The organism is Streptomyces typhae, assembly GCF_009755605.1.
Lineage (GTDB): Bacteria > Actinomycetota > Actinomycetes > Streptomycetales > Streptomycetaceae > Streptomyces > Streptomyces typhae.
On the sequence record NZ_WPNZ01000016.1, the window covers coordinates 92752 to 110666 of the forward strand.

The window sequence follows — 17915 nt, forward strand, 5'->3', positions numbered from 1 at the left end:
GGAGAGCCTCCGCACGGGGAGTCTCTGTTTCAAGAGTCTCGGTAGGGAAATCGTCCCGGCCCCGGTTGCGGGCCGGAGCTTAGAATCTACATGAATGTAGAAATATGCGGAGCCGGGTTCGACCGGGTTCGAAGACCTGCCCGTTACGATGTGGCACTCCCCGCGCGCGACGTGCGCGACGCGGTGGCAGACGAGGCACGGGATGGCGCAGGACATGACGCACGGCGAAGGCGGACCGCGGGAGCCGCGGCTGCGCAGGCGCGGCCAGGGCGAGCTGGAGGCCCAGGTCCTCGCGGCCCTGCACGACGCGCGCGGCCCGGTCGGCGCGGCCTGGGTGCAGGAGCGCGTCGGCGGCGACCTCGCGTACACCACGGTCATGACGATTCTCACCCGGCTGCTCGCCAAGGACGTCGTCACCCGGGAACGCGCGGGGCGCTCCTTCGTGTGGCGGCCCACGACCGGCGAGGCCGGGCTCGCCGCGCTGCGCATGCGCAAGGTCCTCGACGGCGAGAGCGACCGCGAGGCGGTGCTCACGAGTTTCGTCACCACCCTGTCCGCCGACGACGAGCGGCTGCTGCGCGACCTGCTCGGTGCGGCGGGCGGCGACGGCGGGCAGGGCTGAGCGCGGGCATGGGGTTCTTCGTCCATCTGCCGCTCGTCCTGCCGCTGAGCGCCTGGCCGGTCGCCCGGCTCGCCGCGCAGCATCTGCATCCGCGCATCGCGACGCGCCTGCTGACCGCGCTCGCCGCCGTGATGGCGCTGTGCAGCACGCTCTGCCTGGCCCTGCTCATGGTCGTCGGCACCGCCCGGCTCCCGGGCAACCCCCTGCCCGACGCCTGGTCCGACCCGGAGGTCCGTGCCGCCCTGCCGTACGACGAGATCACCGGCGTGGTGGCGATTCCGGCGCTGGCCGTGGTGTGCGCGGCCCTGACCCGCACCCTGTGGCGGCACGCGACGGTACGCCGCCGGGGCCGCCGGGCGCTCGCAGGGCTGCCCGGCACGACGGTGGTCGTACTGCCGGACACCGAGCAGGCGTATGCGTACGCGCTGCCCGGGAGGGTGCGGGGGGCGGCGCCGGTCCGGGTCCGTGGACGGGCGCCGAGGGAGCCGTCGCGGGTGGGGCTCGGGCATGTGTCGCGCCGGGGTGGTGGGGCGTGGTCTGCCCGTGTGACGCGATGGGGCGGTCGGGCGTGGTTCGCGTGCGTGTCGCGCCGGGGTGGTGGGGCGTGGTCTGCCCGTGTGACGCGATGGGGCGGTCGGGCGTGGGTCGCGTACGTGTCGCGCCGGGACGATGGGGCATGGTCCGCCCCCGTGCCGCCACGGGACGGCGGGGCGTCGTCCGGCCGCGTGCCGCCACGGGACGGCGGGGCGTCGTCCGGCCGCGTGCCGCGACGGCACGAGCCGCCGCGTGGTCGCGTCGTCGTCAGCCGTGCTCTCGTCGACCGGCTCGAACCCGGCGAGCGGCGGGCCCTGTTCGCCCATGAGCGTGCTCATCTCGCGGCGCGCCACCACCGCTTCCTGCTGGTGACGCAGTTGGCGGCGCGCGCCAACCCTTTCCTGCTGCCGCTGCGCACGGCCACCGCGTACACCGCCGAGCGGTGGGCCGACGAGGCGGCCGCCGGAGTGGTGCGGGACCGGCGTGCGGTCGCGCGAGCCATCGGCAAGGCCGCGCTCGCGCCGGGGGGCGCGCCGATGACGGCGCGCACGGGGCTCGCGGGGCTCGCGGGGCTCGCCGCGGCGGGCCCGGTGCCGCGGCGCGTCGCCGCACTCCTCGCCCCGGCCCCCGCCGCCCGCACCCGGCCCCCCTTGTTCACGGCGGTGGGCCTGGCGCTCTGGGGCGCCGCGTGCGGCACCGCCGTGTCCGCGATGTCCTCGGCGAACGCGGCGGTGACGACGGTCCTCGTCCTGCGCGCGGCCACACCGCTGTGAGGGCCGCGAGGGCCGAGAGGGCCGCGGAGCCGCAGGCGTGATCAGAGGTCGAACTCGTGCGGGGGCAGATCCAGGGCGTAGCACGCCTCGCGCACCACGGCCTGCTCGTCCTTGTCGAAGTCGCCGTCGGCGCCGCCGATGACGATGCCGATCTGGATCACCGCACGTGCCTCGGCCGGCTTCTTCTTGGCCTTCGCGACCTCCTGCAACACGCTCACCTTGCCGAACGAGAAGTCGGCCGTCAGCTTGTCCACGTTCTCGTCGAAGCGGCGGCGCAGGTCGTCGGCGGCGAAGTTCTGCAGCACCTCGTTCGTCGCGATGAGCTGCGCCACGCGCTGGCGCTCCGCCGCGTCCACGGTGCCGTCGGCGGCCGCGACCAGCGCGCACATGGCCATGCTGGAGTCGCGGAAGGCCCCGCTCGTGAGGTCGTTCTTCTTCGCCGTCAGCTGCGCCTGCATCGTCGACGCGGTGTCCTTCAAGCGGTCCCACAGGGCCATGGGAAAACTCCATCTGTTGTCGCTCACTACGAGCGGTACGAGCACTAAGGGCAGTACGGGCAGTACGGGCAGTACGGGCAGTACAAGGCAGCACGGACATGGCGAACTGCGTTCTACAGCATTGTAGAAGTTAACATCCGAAGCTTCCCGGACCGAACGGAAACGGAAAGGGCACCCCATGACTTCGACGTCCCACGAACTCCTGGCGGGCGCGACCGCGGAACTCGTCCCCGAGCCGCACGCCAACCCACTGGTCCCCCTGGTCGCGGAGGGCCGCGCCGACCGGGCCGCGCTTGCCGCGCTCGCCCTGGAGCAGTGCCGGATCATCCCCGCCGACCGCCGCTCCTTCCTGCACCTCGCGGCCCGCGCGGCCGACGCGGAGCTGCCCGCCTGCGCGGACTTCTTCGGCGTGCTCGCCGAGGGCGAGTCGGTGGCGCTCGACCGGCTCGGGCCGCTGCTCGCCGCGTGTGGGGCGGACGAGGACGCGGTGGCCGCGTATGTGCCGACGGCGGGCTGCCAGGCGTATCCCGCGTACGTGGCATGGCTCGCCCTGAACGCCGAACCGGCCGACGCGGTCCTCGCCCTGACCGCCAACTTCGCGGCGTGGGGCGGCTACTGCGCGGACCTCGCGACCGCGCTGCGCGGGCGGTACGGCTTCTCCGACGAGGCCTGCGGGTTCTTCGACTTCTTCGCGGGCCCCGCGCCGGACCTCGACCGTGCGGTGCTCGCCGCCCTCCAGGAGGGCCTGGACCTGGAGCGCCTCACCCCCGCCGCGGCGCTGCGGCAGGGGCGGCTGCTCCAGGACTACGAGGCGATGTTCTGGACGAGCCTGGCGGCGCGGGCCTGAACCCCCGGCGACGGGCCGCCGTCAGGCCCGCATCACGATCGCCGTCACCACGATCCCGTCGCGCACCAGCCACGTGCCGGAGAACCGGGAGAGCGCGACTCCCGCGACCACGGGGGCGTCCACCAGGACCTCGGCGCTGAACGTGCCGTCCGCCCGGATGTCCAGGCGCGCCTCCTCGAAGCCGAGCCAGCGCTTGGTCAGCGGGAACCACGTCTTGTAGACGGTCTCCTTCGCGCTGAACAGCAGCCGGTCCCAGGGCACGGAGGTGTCGGCGGCGGCGAGCCGGGACAGCATCGCGCGCTCCACCTCGTCGCTCACCAGCTCGAGGACGCCCGCGTCCTTCAGGACCTCGGCGGGCTCGGCGTCGACACCGAGCGAGAGGACCTCGCCGGAGCGCGCGACGACCGCGGCGCGATAGCCCAGGCAGTGCGTCATGCTGCCGACGACGCCCGCCGGCCACACCGGCTCGCCGTTGTCGCCGCGCAGGATGGGCGCGGGCGGCAGCCCGATCCGGCCAAGCGCCGTGCGGGCGCAGTGCCGGGCGGTGGCGAACTCGTTCTTCCGCTTCGGCACCGCCTTGGCGACGTACGCGGCCTCTTCGGGGAACAGAACGGCCTCGGCCGGATCCTCGTCGGTCTCGACGACGAACACCGGCTCCGCCGCGAGCAGGAAGCTCAATATGCCTGTTCCGTCGGATACTTCGCCCGTGGACTTCGATGGTGACGTCACAGTCGATCACTCTACCGTCGGCCCGCGCCTGACGGACCCGGATCCGAGAGGCGCCCCGAGCGGACGGCCCGCGAGGTCCCCAGAGTGACCGGAGAGGTTCCCAGAGTGACCGGAGAGGTCCCCAGAGTGACCGGAGAGGTCCCCCGAGGGAACCGGAGAGGTGCCGCGGGCGGCCGGAGCATAGGGTGGCCCGATGCAGGACGAGTACCGCACTGTCGCCCGCGAGGGCGTGCACGAGACCGAGGTCAACCGCTCGCGCTTCCTGTGCGCGCTCGCCCCGGCCGCCACCGAGCAGGAGGCCCAGGACTTCGTCGCGCGCGTCCGCAAGGAGCACCCGACGGCTTCGCACAACTGCTTCGCGTACGTCATCGGGGCCGACGCCTCCGTACAGAAGGCGAGCGACGACGGCGAGCCGGGCGGCACCGCGGGCGTCCCCATGCTCCAGATGCTGCTCCGGCGCGACATGCGGTACGCCGTCGCCGTCGTGACCCGCTACTACGGAGGCGTCAAGCTCGGCGCCGGCGGACTCATCCGCGCCTACGGCGGAGCCGTCGGCGAGGCCCTCGACGCCCTCGGCACCCGTACCCGCCGCCGCTTCAGGATCGCCACCGTCACCGTCGACCACCAGCGCGCCGGAAAGATCCAGAACGATCTGCGGTCCGCCGGGCGCACCGTGCGAGACGTGTCCTACGGCACCGAGGTCACCATCGAGATCGGCCTGCCCGACGCCGACGTCGAACAGTTCGCGTCCTGGCTGGCCGACGCCACGGCGGGCACCGCCCGGTTCGCACTCGGGGGAGAGGCGTACGGGGAGGTGTGACCGGACGCCCCCCGCGCGTGTGCCGTGGTCGATGGTGGGCCAGGGGCCCCGACGCGTTAGCGTGGTGCGTGCCAACGACGGGCCGGTGCGGGCCCGTGCCGGGCTCTGAGGCGTAAGGGGCGGAAGACGTGCAGGTCGGAGCGGGTCCTTGAGAGTGCTGCACACATCCGACTGGCATCTCGGCCGGTCGCTGCACCGCGTGAGCATGCTCGACGCGCAGGCCGCGTTCGTCGCTCGTCTCGTGGCCGTCGTCCGCGAGCGCGCCGTGGACGCCGTCGTCGTGTCGGGGGACGTGTACGACCGGGCGGTCCCGCCGCTGGCCGCGGTCGAGCTCTTCGACGACGCCCTGCACCGTCTCGCGGACCTCGGCGTACCGACGGTGATGATCTCCGGGAACCACGACTCGGCGCGCCGTCTCGGCGTCGGCGCGGGCCTCATCGACCGCGCGGGCATCCACCTGCGGACCGACCCGGCCGGCTGCTCCACGCCCGTACTGCTCCCCGACGCGCACGGCGACGTCGCCTTCTACGGCCTGCCCTACCTCGAACCCGCCCTGGTCAGGGACGAGTTCGAGGTCGAGCGCGGCGGGCACGAGGACGTGCTCGGCGCCGCCATGGACCGGGTCAGGGCCGACCTCGCCGGGCGCCCCGACGGCACCCGCTCCGTCGTCCTCGCGCACGCCTTCGTGACCGGCGGCGCGGTGAGCGACAGCGAGCGCGACATCACGGTCGGCGGGGTGGCCTCGGTGCCCGCGGGCGTCTTCGACGGGGTGGACTATGTGGCGCTCGGCCATCTGCACGGCAGCCAGGTCATCTCCGAGCGGGTGCGCTACAGCGGCTCCCCGCTCGCGTACTCGTTCTCGGAGGCCGACCACCGCAAGAGCATGTGGCTGATCGAACTCGGCCCGGCCGGTGAGCTGACGACGGCCGAGCGGATCGACTGCCCGGTGCCCCGGCCCCTCGCCCGCGTCAGGGGGACGCTCGACGAACTCCTCGACGCCCCGGAACTCGCCCGGCACGAACAGTCGTGGATCGAGGCGACCCTCACCGACGCGCTCCGCCCGGACGAGCCGATGGGCCGCCTCACCGAGCGCTTCCCGCACACCCTCAGCCTCGTCTTCGACCCCGACCGCGCCCCCGAGGACCCGGACGTGTCGTACGCCCGGCGCCTCGCGGGCCGCGACGACCAGCAGATCGCGGAGGACTTCGTGACCCATGTGCGCGGCGTGGGCCCGGACGCCGGCGAACGGGAGGTGCTGCGGGACGCGTTCGACGCCGTACGCACCGCCGGCGCCGCCGAGGGCATGGCGCGCGAGGTGGCCCGGTGAGGCTGCACCGCCTGCGGATCACCGCGTTCGGCCCCTTCGGCACCAGCCAGGACATCGACTTCGACGAGCTGTCCGCGGCCGGGCTCTTCCTCCTGCACGGCCCCACCGGCGCGGGCAAGACCTCCGTCCTGGACGCCGTGTGCTACGCGCTCTACGGCTCTGTGCCGGGGCCGCGCCAGGGCAGCGGCCAGGGCCTGACACTGCGCAGCGACCACGCCCCGCCGGACACGCGCACGGAGGTCCGCCTCGAACTGACCGTCGCCGGACGCCGCCTGGAGATCACGCGGCAGCCGCCCTGGGAGCGCCCGAAGAAGCGCGGCACGGGCTTGACGACGGACAAGGCGCAGAGCTGGCTGCGCGAGCAGGTCGGCACGGGCGGGCGTACCTCCGGGGCCGGCCCCGACGCCACCGGTGCCAGTGCCGGAGCGGGTGCCAGTGCCGATGCCAGTGCCGGTGCCGGAGCGGGCGGCTGGAAGGACCTCAGCCGCTCCCATCAGGAGATCGGTGAGGAGATCAGCCAGCTCCTCGGCATGAGCAAGGAGCAGTTCTGCCAGGTCGTGCTGTTGCCGCAGGGCGACTTCGCGCGTTTCCTGCGGGCCGACGCCGAGGCCCGCGGCAAGCTCCTCGGCAGGCTCTTCGACACCGGCCGGTTCGCCGCCGTCGAGCAGCGCCTCGCCGATCAGCGCCGCACCGCGGAGGCCCGGGTGCGCGAGGGCGACGCGGAGCTGCTCGCGGACGCGCACCGCATGCAGCAGGCGGCGGACGCCGGGAACGGGGGCGCCGAGCTGCCGCTGCCCGACGCGGCCCCCGGCGACCCGGGCCTCGCCGAGTCCGTGCTGGCCTGGGCGGCCGTGGCCCGCTCGGGCGCCCGTGAGCGCCTCACCGTCGCCCGCGGCGCCCTCGACCAGGCCGAGTCCGCCCACGCGGCAGCCGCCGCCGAGCTGGACGACGTACGCGAACTGGCCCGCCTCCAGCGGCGCTACGCCGACGCCCGGCAGCGCGCCGACGCCCTGGAGGAGCGCGCCGGCGACCACCGGCGGCTCGCCGCCCGCATGGAGCAGGCCCGCAAGGCGGAGGCCGTCGCCCCGGCGCTCGCGCTGCGCGCCGACACCGAGGAGGAGCACCACCGCGCCACCGCCGCGGAGGCGCGTGCGCGTGCCGAGCTGCCCGCCTCGTACGCCGACGAGGGCGCCGCCGGGCTCGCGGGCGCCGCACGCCGGGCCAGCGAGGAACTGGGCGGCCTCGCGGCGGCCCGGCGCGCCGAACAGCGCCTGACCGAACTGCGCACCCAGCGCGCCGACCTGGACCGGCGGGACCGCGCCGACGACGAGATCCTCGCCGAGGCCACGGACTGGCTCGCCGACTGGGACGCCACCCGCACGCGACTGCGCGACGGCATCGAGGCCGCGCAGGAAGCGGCCACCCGCACCGAGCACCTCGCGGGCCGCCTCCTGCCCGCCCAGGAGAGACTGGACGCCGCCCGCCGCCGCGACCGTCTCACCCAGGAGGCCGGGCGCGCCCAGGATGCGGCCCTCGCCGCCCGCGAGCACGCCACCGCGGCCCGGGAGCGCTGGCTCGGCCTCAAGGAGCAGCGGCTCGCGGACATCGCCGCCGAACTCGCCGCGCACCTCGACGACGGCACCCCCTGCGCGGTCTGCGGCGCCACCGAACACCCCGCCCCGGCCCGCAAGTCCGCGACCCACGTCGACCGCGCCGCCGAGGAGGCCGCCCTCGCCGACCACCGGAAGGCGGACGAGGCGCGCGCCACGGCCGAGCACGACCTCGCCGCCGTACGGGAGTCGCTCGCCGCCGCCACCGCCGCCGCGTCGGACACGCCCGCCGACGAACTCGCCGCGGCCGTGGCGGAGTTGCGGCACGACCACGCCGAGGCGCGGGACCTGGCCGCCGGACTGCACGCCGCGCGGGAGGCACTGGCCCACGCCGAGCGCGAGCAGCAGCGCCGTGTCGCCGCCCAGCAGGAAGCCGCCCGCCGCGTGGAGTCCCGCGCCGCCCTGCGGGACGCCCTCGTACGCGAACAGCAGGGCCTGGAAGAGGAGTTGACGCGGGCGCGCGGCACATCCGAGAGCGTCGCCCGCCGCGCCGCGCAACTGGAGCGGCAGGCCGCGCTCCTCAGTGCGGCCGCCGACGCCGCGCGGGCCGCCGACGAGGCCGCCCAGCGCCTGAAGGACGCCGACGCCCGCCTCGCCGACGCCGCCTTCCGCGCCGGCTTCGACACCCCGGCCGCCGCGTCCGCCGCGGTCCTCGACGACGCGAGCCACCGCGAACTCCAGCACCGCATCGACACCTGGCGGAACGAGCAGGCCGCCGTGCACGCCCTGCTCGCCGAGCCCGACGCGGCCGCCGCCGACCGGCGACCGCCCGCGCCGCTGGCCGCCGCCGAAAACGCCGCGGAGGCCGCGGGCAGGCGAGTGCGTGCCGCCGCGTCCGCGTGCGACGCCGCCGCGGGGCGCTGCGCCGAACTCGACCGGCTCTCGGCCCGCTCGGCCGCCGCCGCCCGCAGGCTCGCCCCGCTGCGCGACGCCCACGACCGCGTGGCCCGCCTCGCCGGGCTCGCCGCGGGGACGTCCGCCGACAACGAACGCAGGATGCGCCTGGAGTCGTACGTCCTCGCGGCCCGCCTGGAACAGGTCGCCGCCGCCGCGACGACGCGGCTGCGCCGGATGTCGTCGGGGCGCTACACCCTCGTCCACTCCGACGACCGGTCGGGACGCGGCCGGTCCGGCCTCGGTCTGCACGTGGTCGACGCCTGGACGGGACGTGAGCGCGACACGGCGACCCTCTCCGGCGGGGAGACGTTCTTCGCCTCGCTGGCGCTCGCGCTCGGCCTCGCGGACGTCGTCACGGACGAGGCGGGCGGCGTGCGCCTCGACACCCTCTTCATCGACGAGGGCTTCGGCAGCCTCGACGACCAGACCCTCGACGAGGTCCTCGACGTCCTGGACTCGCTGCGCGAGCGGGACCGCAGCGTCGGCATCGTCAGCCACGTCGCCGACCTGCGCCGCCGGGTGCACGCGCGGCTGGAGGTCGTGAAGGGCAGGGCGGGGTCGGTGGTGCGGCAGCGGGGCGGGGCCTGAGGGGCGCTCGCCGTACTGGCGGCTGCGCGGCCCCTCACGGCCGCGGCCGTCGCCCGGCCCCCCTCACAGCCGCGGCCGTCGCCCGGCCGTTCACCGACGCGGCCGTCGCCCGTCGCTCACCGCCCCAGCGGTCGGCCTGTGAGAGGAGAGGAGTAGACGACGCTCGTCGTCACCGAGCCGAGCGCGCCTATCTTGCCGGACACCTCTTCCAGGTGCCGCATGGACCGCGCGGCGACCTTGATGACGAAACAGTCGTCCCCGGTGACGTGGTGCGCCTCCAGGATCTCCGGCGTCGCCTCGACCAGATCGTGGAACGGCTTGTAGTTGCCGTTCGGATAGCGGAGCCGCACGAACGCGAGAACCGGCAGACCGAGCCGTTCCGGGTCCACCACCGCCGCGTACCCCTGGATGACACCGGCCTCTTCCAGACGCCGAACCCGCTCCGTGACGGCGCTCGCGGACATGGAGACGGCGCGTGCGAGCTCGGCGTAGCTGGCGCGGCCCTGCCGCTGGAGGACGTCGAGGATGCGCCAGTCGGTGGCGTCCGTGGAATAACCGGTCATGCCCGAGAGGAAACAGGGAAAACCCCGGCCGATCAAGAGGTGGACCGGGAATCGTCCCTTCAGGACCGCGGGCCGCGCTCATAGATTTTCAGCCATGACCTACATGACCCATACGACCCACATGGCTCAAATGGCTTCCGAGACCGGTACGAACACGGCGAACACCATGGGCACGGCTGTCAGTACGAACATCGCGAACGACGTGAACCGTGCCAACGTCGCGAACGACGCGAACAGTGCCAACGCTGTGGTCAGCGCCAACGCCGCCAATCCCGTCCTCCGTGTCCCGCCGGCCGACCCCGCCGCTGCCGCAGCCCACTTCGCCGCGAGCCTCGCCTTTCACGCCGACGTGTCCGACGTCGCCGCCGCCCTCGCCGCCGACGGCGACCCCGGCTTCGTCGTCCTCGACTCCCGCTCCACCGAGTCCTGGGACCAGGGCCACGTCCCCGGCGCCCTGCACCTGCCCACGGCTCTGATCCCCCAACAGGCCGACCGGCTCCTCGACCGGACCGTCCCGGTCGTCACCTACTGCTGGGGCCCCGGCTGCAACGGCGCGACCCGCGCGGCCCTCGCCCTCGCCCGGTCGGGTTTCCAGGTCAAGGAGATGCTCGGGGGGTTCGAGTACTGGGTCCGCGAGGGCTTCGCGTACGAGACCTGGGAGGGCGAGGAGCGGCGCGCGGCGGACCCGCTCACGGCGCCCGCCGAGGGTGCCGACTGCGGCTGCTGAAGTGAGCCACAGGGTGCGGCCGGGGCCGCGGTGTGCCGTGCGGTGCCACCGGGGCGCCGCACGGCACACCGCCCGCGTCACCGTGCGGACGACCGGTCCGCCCGCGTCACGGCGCGGACGACCGGTCCGACGACGTCATCGCGCGGACGATCGTTCCCATGACGTCACAGCGCCGACAACTCGTCCACCAGGTCGTCGAGTCCGAGGGACCCCTGGGACAGTGCCGCCATGTGCCACGCCTTGGCGTCGAACGCGTCGCCGTGGCGGCGGCGGGCGTTCTCGCGGCCGAGGAGCCAGGCGCGCTCGCCGAGCTTGTAGCCGATGGCCTGGCCGGGAATCGTCAGATAGCGGGTCATCTCGCTCTCGACGAAGTCGGCGGGACGGCTGCAGTGCGCCCCGTAGAACTCCTGGGCCAGGTCCGGCGTCCAGCGCTCGCCCGGGTGGAACGGGGAGTCCGCGGGGATCTCGAGACCGAGGTGCATGCCGATGTCGACGATGACCCGCAGCGCGCGCATCATCTGGGCGTCGAGGTAGCCGAGCCGCCGCTCCGGGTCGGTGAGGAAGCCCAGCTCGTCCATGAGGCGCTCCGCGTACAGCGCCCAGCCCTCGGCGTTGGCGCTGACGATGCCCACGGTCGCCTGGTAGCGCGACAGGTTCTCCGCGACGTGCGCCCACTGCGCGAGCTGGAGGTGGTGGCCCGGCACGCCCTCGTGGTACCAGGTGGAGACGAGGTCGTAGACGGGAAAGCGGGTCTGGCCCATGGTCGGCAGCCAGGTCCTGCCGGGCCGCGAGAAGTCCTCGGACGGGCCGGTGTAGTACGGGGCCGCCGCGCCGCCGGGCGGAGCGATCCGCGACTCCACCTTGCGCACCCGCTCGGCCAGCTCGAAGTGCGTGCCGTCGAGCGCCTCGATGGCCTCGTCCATGAGGTCCTGCAACCAATGCCTGACCTCGTCGACGCCCTCGATGTGCGTGCCGTGGCCGTCGAGGTGGGCGAGCGCCTCCCACGGCGTCGCCGCGCCCGGCAGGATCTTCTCGGCCTCGGTCCGCATCTCGCCGAGCAGCCGGTGGTACTCGGCCCAGCCGTAGGCGTACGCCTCGTCCAGATCCAGGTCCGTGCCGTTGAAGTGGCGCGAGAGCCGGGCGTAGCGTTCACGGCCGACCACCTCGGGGGCGCCCTCGACGGCCGGCGCGTACACGTCCCGCATCCAGTCGCGCAGCGCCACCACCGCGTTGGTCGCCGCCTTCGCCGCCGCGTCCAGCTCGATCCGCAGTGCCCGCGGTCCGTCCGCCGCGAACTCCTCGAACCAGCCGGGCCCGCCCTCGGGGCCCGCCCACTGCGTCAACTGCTCGACGAACGTGGCCGTCGGCCGCGGCGCGCCGAGCAGCTTGCGTTCCAGGCCCAGTTCCAGCGAGGCGCGGTAGCCGTCGTACGCGGCGGGCACCGCGCGCAGGCGCTCGGCGATCGTCGCCCAGTCCTCGTCCGTGTCCGCGGGCGTCACCGTGAAGATCTCGCGGACCGCGTGCGGCGGCGTGTGCAGATTGCCGACGGCACGCAGCCCCTCGTCGGCCTCGTGCACGGCCAGCTCCGCGAGCAGCCGCTCCCGCAGCAGCCGGGCGCAGCGCCGCTCCACCTCCGCGTCGGCGCCCGGCCGCCCCTCCGCCTTGTCGAGCCGCGCGAGCGTCGTCCGCGCGAGGTCCGCCAGGGCGTCCAGGCCCGCGGGGGACAGGTCGGGCAGCTTGGCGTGGCTCTCCTTGACGCCGAGGTAGGTGCCGGTGACGGGGTCCAGGGCGATGAGCTCGTCGACGTAGGTGTCGGCGACCTCGCGGGGCAGCGGGCCGCCGGGGGCGGTGGGAGTGATCTTCGTGTCTGACATGCGGGACATCCTGGTACGAGACAGGGGCGCGCGTCACTGCCGCGTCACCGCCGCACGGCGCGCCGCGGCTGTCACCGACTCCTTAATTGACTGATCGTTCCATTTGGGGCTAGCGTCCGTGTCGTGGCCAGGACCAAGGAATTCGACCCGGACGCCGCGCTCGTGGCCGCCCTCGACCTCTTCTGGAGCCGTGGGTACGAGGCGACGTCCATGGCGGACCTCGTGGAGCACCTGGGCATCGGCCGCGCCAGCATCTATGCGACCTTCGGCAACAAGCGCGAGCTGTACCTCAAGGCGATGGACCGCTATACGGAACTGACCGAGCCACCGCTCGTCGACGAGCTGTCCAGGCCGGGGCCCGCCCTGCCCGGAATCCGCGCGCTGCTGGTGCGGTTCGCCGCCGAGTCGACGGCGCCGGACTCGCGGCTCGCCGGCTGCTTCGTGACCAACACGGCCGCGGAGCTCGCCCCGCACGACCCCGCGGCCGACCGCACGGTCGAGCGGAACTGGGAGCGGATCGAGACCCTGCTGCACGCCGCGCTGACCCGGGCGCGGGCCCAGGGGGAGATCCCCGGGGACCGCGATCCGCGTGCCCTCGCCCGGATGCTGCTCGTCCTGCTTCAGGGCATGCGGGTGGTCGGGAAGGTCTCCGGCGGCGGGACGCGCGTCCGTGACGCGGCGGACCAGGCGCTGGCGCTGCTCGCCTGACCGCTCCGCCGGACCGTGCGGCGCCGCCGCCCTCTTGATCTCCGTACCCATGCCTCAATAACAGAACGAACAGTCAATAATGACAGGCTTGTCAAGGAGAACGCACATGGCGGAGAAGAAGGTCGCCGTCCTCGGGTTCTCGGCACCGGCGTCATCGGCGTTCCCGTGGCACGCCACCTGCGGGCGCACTTCGCGGTCCGCGTGTGGAACCGGACCCGCGCCAGGGTCGACGCGCTCGCCGCGTTCGAGGGCGTCGACGTGTGCGCCACGCCACCCCGGCCGAGGCCGTCACCGGCGCCGACGTCGTGGCCACCGTCCTCAAGGACGGGCCCGCCGTGCGGTCTCGGCGCGGTCGGACTGCGCAGGTTCCGCCGGGCGGCCGAGGCGGGGCACGGCGGCAAGGGCGTGGCCGCGTCGTACCTCGTGGGTCGCGGAGGTGCCGGGGGCGGCGCTTGAGCGGTCCCTGCGGCGGGCGCCCGTGCTCACTGCCCACAGGGAGCGGTGGGTACGGGCGTCACAGCGGTGCCTCCGCGCAGCCGGGCCTCCGCGCGGCGGAGCCCCGGTGCCTCGGTGCCGCGGTGCCTGGGCGCGGCGGAGCCCCGGTGCCCCGGTGCTCCGGCGCGGCGGTGCCTCAGTGGCGGCTGTCGTACGGCAGTTGGGAGCTGACCGGTGTGGCGTCGAGGCGGGCGGTGATGACCAGCGTGCCCTCCTCGATCTGGAAGTCCAGCGGCAGGCCGAGGCCGCGCATCGCGGCGACCATGCCGGTGTTGGACGACTGTGTGACCGCGTAGGCGCTGTCGCAGCCCGCCTCGATCGCCATCGTGACGAGGCGGCCGAGCAGCTCGCCGCCGATGCCGCGGCGCTGCCACTCGTCCTCGACGAGCAGCGCGATCTCCGTCTCGTCGCCGTCCCACAGCAGATGGCCGAGGCCGACGATGCGCCCGGAGGCCGTGCGGGCCGCGAGGGTGCGGCCGAACCGCGGGCTCAGGAGGTGGTTCAGATAGCGGTCGGCGTCGTTCACCGGGCCGTGGTACCGCATGCCGAGGGTGCGCTTCGAGCAGCGTTCGTGCATGTCCTTGGCCGCCTGGAGGTCACCCGCGTCGGCGCGGCTCACCGTGATGTCGGGGCCCTCGGGGAGCGTGAGCACGTCCTGTCCGCGCGGGACGCGCGGACCGAGGCGGGTGTCGAGCTCCACCAGCGCCCGCGCGCGGGCGAACTCGGTGGGGGTGAACGGGAGATAGGGGCGTTCGACCGTGATCACTCCGCCTTCGGGGGCCCGCAGCCGCAGCACGGTCCCTTCCAGAACGCCCTCGACGGGCGCCGGCTCCTCGCCGGTGCGCTCGCCCACCGAGGCGGCGGGCAGTGAGCGGATGGTGCAGCGGCCGAGGAGCTGGCGCAGGGCGAGCGGCAGTTCCGCCGCGTCCAGGGCCGTGCGCGTGGCCAGGCCCAGGATGCGCGTGGGCGCGTCCACCAGATCGTGGGCGTCGGCCCGCTCGACCCAGGTGCCGGAGCCGCCCGCCCGCACGACCGTGCGGGTGAGGTCGGACGCGGCGAGCGCCGTGGGCGCCCGCAGCAGGAACTCGTCGACCGTGCCCTCGGCCAGCGGGTGCGTCTGCAGGCTGAGGATGTCCACCCGGTCGTGCGCCAGTGCCGTGCACAGCGCCGCGAGCGAGCCGGGGGCGTCGCGCACGGTCGTGCGGAGCCGCCACAGCGTCGTGGACTCGGCCCGCTCCTCCGGGCCGTCGCCGGACGCCGTCGGCTCGGGCGCCGACGACGTCCCGGGCCCCGCTCCGGAGCGGGGCCCGTCCGCCGCTGCGCCGGGCCCGGCCGCGCCCCCCTCGGCGGGGGCGGGCCGGGTGCCGATATCGGCGTCGTCCGTGCCCGGTGGGGCATGCGTGTGGCGCCTGGCCCACCAGGTGTGGAACCCGGCCGTCGCCAGCAGGATCACCGCCGACACCAGGAGCAGCTCGGGTCCCTCCGGGCCGTGCCCCACGAGATTGGCCACCGCGTCCGCCACGGCCACGGCCGTGAAGAGGGCGGCCAGTTCGACGACGTCCCTGCGCCAGTGGTGCACAGGCCGGCCGTCTTTCCTCCTGCGTGTCACATCAGACATGTCTGCACTCATGCAGCCACTCTGACCGAAGGCTGTTTCGTGATCACGAACGCTTTGTGACTGATGGGTTAAGAGCGGTTCTGTCCGTTTCATTACTCTTTGATCACCCTGGTTGTCCATCGCTGTCCCCCGTATGCGCGCATCGGTCCACGCGAGTGCCGAGCGGTCCGGTGGTGCGGGAGCCCCGGGCGGTGGCACGGCCTCGCGACCGATCCACCCGCCGCGCACCCGCGCCGTTCCTTCACTGGCCCACGAGCCGTTCCTTCACTGGCCCACGAGCCGTTCCGTCACTGGCCCACGCGTCCCGGCTGCAGCACCTTGGCGAAGAGCACGCCTCCGCCCTGCTGCCGCAGCCGTACCGTCAACTCGCCGCTGTCGCCGTCGATGTCCACCTCTCCGTAGTAGGGCGGTGTCTCCGCCGGCGATGTGTTGGCGCGGTCCGGCGCCTTGACGAACGTCTGGTCCGGGCCGAAGGTTCCGTCGAGTTTCACGGCCGGGAAACCGCCGGCCGCCAGCGGCCCGGACACGAACTCCCAGAAGGGCGCGAAGTCCTTGAAGGCGGCGCGCGCCGGGTCGTAGTGCTGCGCCGAGGTGTAGTGGACGTCGGCGGTCAGCCAGACCGTGCCGGTGATCCGGTGGTGCTTGATGTGCCGCAGGAGTTCCGCGATCTGCAGTTCGCGGCCGAGCGGCGCGCCCGGGTCGCCTTGCGCGACGGCCTCGAAGTTCTGGCTGCCGTCCGCCACCACCAGGCCGAGCGGCATGTCGGAGGCGATCACCTTCCACACCGCGCGGGACCGCGACAGCTCGCGCTTGAGCCAGGCGAGCTGCTCGGCGCCCAGGATGCCGGTGGCGTCGTCGGGCTGCCGGTTGGGCGAGTTGGCGTTGCGGTAGGTCCGCATGTCGAGCACGAAGACGTCCAGGAGCGGCCCCTGCCGCAGCACCCGGTACACCCGGCCGTCCCGGCCGCCGGGACGCTGCGTGGAGATCGGGTAGTACTCGCTGAACGCCCGCAGCGAGCGTTCCGCGAGGACGTCGACGTCCTTCTCCGTGTAGCGCGCGTCGTCCAGGATCTGCCCCGGGTACCAGTTGTTGCGCACCTCGTGGTCGTCCCACTGCACGATCGACGGCACCTGGGCGTTGAAGCGGCGTACGTTCTCGTCGAGCAGGTTGTAGCGGAAGTTGCCGCGGAACTCCCCGAGCGTCTCGGCGACCTTCGACTTCTCCGGAGTGGTGAGGTTCTTCCACACCCGGCCGTCGGGCAGCGTGACGCTCGGCTGGATGACGCCGTCGGCGTAGATGTTGTCGCCGCTGCACAGGAAGAAGTCGGGGTTGCGGCCGCGCATCTCCTCGTACACCCGCCAGCCGCCGAGTTCGGGGTTGATGCCCCAGCCCTGGCCCGCGATGTCCCCCGACCACAGGAAGCGCACCCCGTCACGGCGCTTCGCTGACGTCGTACGGAACGTGCCCGTGACGGGCCGGCCCGTGCGGCGCGGGTCGTCGGGGTCGGCCAGCAGGACCCGGTAGTGGATCTGCTCGCCACTCGGAAGGCCGCGCAGCCGGGTCGTGCCGGTGAAGTCGGTGCCGGGGCCGAGGAGCGGGCCGTGCCGGCGGGTCGCTCTGCGGAACGACTCCGTGGCGGAGGTCTCCACGATCATGCGGGCGGGCCGGTCGGCCCTGACCCACACGAGCCCCGAGTGCGCGCCCACGTCACCGGCCTGCACGCCCCAGTCGGCGCTCGGACGCCCCCGCAGGGCGAGCGCCGGAGCCGCACCGGAGAGCGCCGGAACGGCCAGGGCCGCGGGCGCGACAAGCGAACCGCGGAGCAGACTGCGGCGGCGGGGGGAGGGGCTCGGCGAACGGTCTGACATGAAGACGCCTCCAGGAACGGCGAGTCGATCGAATGTGCAGTGCCACGTGTACTGCGGCGTCGCGGCGCCCACAAGAACCACAAGTGAACAACTGACCCCGGACACGCGGAAACCAGCCGCAAGGGGGCGGAGCCCCGCCGGGCGCGGCCGGTGGACCCGGTCGGCAGACCTAGGGCCTGCCGTGATGTGGCAGGAGGGCGTTCGACGACCGCCCTAGGGCCGGGGATGCAGGCCTAGGGCCGGGGACGCAGGCCGGGGCTCGCGCGAACCGCGACCCGGGGCCGATGGCGGCAAGATCGCCCGGCCGTAGGCTGACCGGCGCGGCCCACGGGGGTGCGGCCGCGGACAAGGAGAAACCCGTGCCCGTCGACGGCCGCAGTCACATCCGTATCGCCCGTCCCTCCCGGGACCTCGCAGCCGCCGAGCGGTTCTGGGTCGGCGGACTGGGGCTCGACGTCCTGTACCGCCACGACGAGAGCGGCGTACCCGGCGAGCACGCGCTCCTCATGGTCGGCTGGCCGGACGCGTCCTGGCACCTGGAACTCGTCCACGAGGCGGCAGCCCCCGTGGAGCCCCGCCCCACCGAGGAGGACCTCCTCGTGGTCTATGTGGCGAGCGAGATCCCCGACACCCTCGTCGCGCGCCTGGAGGAGCACGGGGGCACCCGCGTGCAGTCGCCCAACCCGTACTGGAACGAGTGGGGCGTCACCGTACGGGACCCCGACGGCTACCGTCTGGTGCTCAGCACGCGCGCGTGGTCCAACTCCTGAGCGACGACGGCGACGGTGACGGCCGCGGTGACTGCGACGGCCGCGGCA

Annotated in this window: 15 protein-coding genes and 2 pseudogenes; 11 read left to right on the forward strand and 6 right to left on the reverse strand. The window is 74.0% G+C overall.

Features of this window, described 5'->3' with window-relative positions:
- Positions 1-214 precede the first annotated feature (214 nt).
- The 3 genes and pseudogenes from GPA10_RS27020 to GPA10_RS44120 form a co-directional block, all read left to right on the forward strand.
- The gene (locus tag GPA10_RS27020; RefSeq protein WP_058848932.1) at positions 215-622 is read left to right on the forward strand and encodes a BlaI/MecI/CopY family transcriptional regulator; all 408 of its coding nucleotides are present in this window, start codon (positions 215-217) and stop codon (positions 620-622) included.
- A gap of 8 nt (positions 623-630) precedes the next feature.
- Positions 631-1056 (forward strand): annotated as a pseudogene (locus GPA10_RS44115) (M56 family peptidase); the annotation flags it as partial.
- A gap of 351 nt (positions 1057-1407) precedes the next feature.
- A pseudogene (locus GPA10_RS44120) lies at positions 1408-1929 on the forward strand (M48 family metalloprotease); the annotation flags it as partial.
- A 41-nt stretch (positions 1930-1970) separates the two neighbouring features.
- Here the strand turns inward: GPA10_RS44120 and GPA10_RS27030 are convergent.
- Positions 1971-2426, reverse strand: a complete 456-nt coding sequence (locus tag GPA10_RS27030; RefSeq protein WP_058848843.1) for a tellurite resistance TerB family protein — start codon at positions 2424-2426, stop codon at positions 1971-1973.
- Positions 2427-2604: 178 nt separating this feature from the next.
- On the opposite strand from GPA10_RS27030, the gene GPA10_RS27035 reads away from it, so the two are divergent.
- Positions 2605-3273: a TenA family protein gene (locus tag GPA10_RS27035; RefSeq protein ID WP_157167770.1), complete on the forward strand. Its 669-nt coding sequence runs from the start codon at positions 2605-2607 to the stop codon at positions 3271-3273.
- A gap of 21 nt (positions 3274-3294) precedes the next feature.
- Here GPA10_RS27035 and GPA10_RS27040 read toward each other — a convergent pair whose 3' ends face one another.
- Positions 3295-4002, reverse strand: coding sequence for a 4'-phosphopantetheinyl transferase family protein (locus tag GPA10_RS27040; RefSeq protein WP_343041369.1), 708 nt, complete (start codon positions 4000-4002; stop codon positions 3295-3297).
- 193 nt (positions 4003-4195) lie between these two features.
- Between GPA10_RS27040 and GPA10_RS27045 the strand changes: the two genes are divergently transcribed.
- From GPA10_RS27045 to GPA10_RS27055, 3 genes are all read left to right on the forward strand, one after another.
- Complete coding sequence (locus GPA10_RS27045; protein WP_157167771.1) at positions 4196-4822, forward strand: YigZ family protein; 627 nt, start codon at positions 4196-4198, stop codon at positions 4820-4822.
- 148 nt (positions 4823-4970) lie between these two features.
- Positions 4971-6149 (forward strand): exonuclease SbcCD subunit D, encoded by a 1179-nt coding sequence (locus GPA10_RS27050; protein WP_157167772.1) that lies wholly within the window; start codon positions 4971-4973, stop codon positions 6147-6149.
- On the forward strand, positions 6146-9244 hold the full coding sequence (locus GPA10_RS27055; RefSeq protein ID WP_343041370.1) for an AAA family ATPase: 3099 nt from the start codon (positions 6146-6148) through the stop codon (positions 9242-9244). Before GPA10_RS27050 ends, GPA10_RS27055 begins: the two co-directional genes overlap by 4 nt.
- 116 nt (positions 9245-9360) lie before the next feature.
- On the opposite strand, the gene GPA10_RS27060 is transcribed toward GPA10_RS27055, so the two are convergent.
- A complete protein-coding gene (locus GPA10_RS27060; RefSeq protein WP_058848838.1) occupies positions 9361-9807 on the reverse strand; it encodes an Lrp/AsnC family transcriptional regulator in 447 nt (148 codons plus the stop codon).
- 247 nt (positions 9808-10054) lie between these two features.
- Here GPA10_RS27060 and GPA10_RS27065 point away from each other — a divergent pair, with 247 nt between their 5' ends.
- On the forward strand, positions 10055-10534 hold the full coding sequence (locus GPA10_RS27065) for a rhodanese-like domain-containing protein (protein WP_058848930.1): 480 nt from the start codon (positions 10055-10057) through the stop codon (positions 10532-10534).
- A gap of 164 nt (positions 10535-10698) precedes the next feature.
- Here the strand turns inward: GPA10_RS27065 and GPA10_RS27070 are convergent, their stop codons facing one another.
- Positions 10699-12408, reverse strand: coding sequence for a DUF885 domain-containing protein (locus GPA10_RS27070; protein ID WP_157167773.1), 1710 nt, complete (start codon positions 12406-12408; stop codon positions 10699-10701).
- A 123-nt stretch (positions 12409-12531) separates the two neighbouring features.
- Between GPA10_RS27070 and GPA10_RS27075 the strand changes: the two genes are divergently transcribed.
- Together GPA10_RS27075 and GPA10_RS44125 are read left to right on the forward strand one after the other, a co-directional pair.
- Entirely contained in the window at positions 12532-13116 is a 585-nt protein-coding gene (locus GPA10_RS27075) for a TetR/AcrR family transcriptional regulator (protein ID WP_343041371.1), read from the forward strand.
- Positions 13117-13281: 165 nt separating this feature from the next.
- Entirely contained in the window at positions 13282-13572 is a 291-nt protein-coding gene (locus tag GPA10_RS44125) for a hypothetical protein (RefSeq protein ID WP_157167774.1), read from the forward strand.
- Between the two features lie 175 nt (positions 13573-13747).
- Here the strand turns inward: GPA10_RS44125 and GPA10_RS27085 are convergent, their stop codons facing one another.
- Positions 13748-15229 (reverse strand): GNAT family N-acetyltransferase, encoded by a 1482-nt coding sequence (locus tag GPA10_RS27085; RefSeq protein ID WP_246259830.1) that lies wholly within the window; start codon positions 15227-15229, stop codon positions 13748-13750.
- A 287-nt stretch (positions 15230-15516) separates the two neighbouring features.
- Positions 15517-17097 (reverse strand): alkaline phosphatase D family protein, encoded by a 1581-nt coding sequence (locus tag GPA10_RS27090; RefSeq protein WP_157167776.1) that lies wholly within the window; start codon positions 17095-17097, stop codon positions 15517-15519.
- 359 nt (positions 17098-17456) lie between these two features.
- On the opposite strand from GPA10_RS27090, the gene GPA10_RS27095 reads away from it, so the two are divergent.
- A complete protein-coding gene (locus tag GPA10_RS27095; RefSeq protein ID WP_343041372.1) occupies positions 17457-17867 on the forward strand; it encodes a VOC family protein in 411 nt (136 codons plus the stop codon).
- Positions 17868-17915 lie beyond the last annotated feature (48 nt).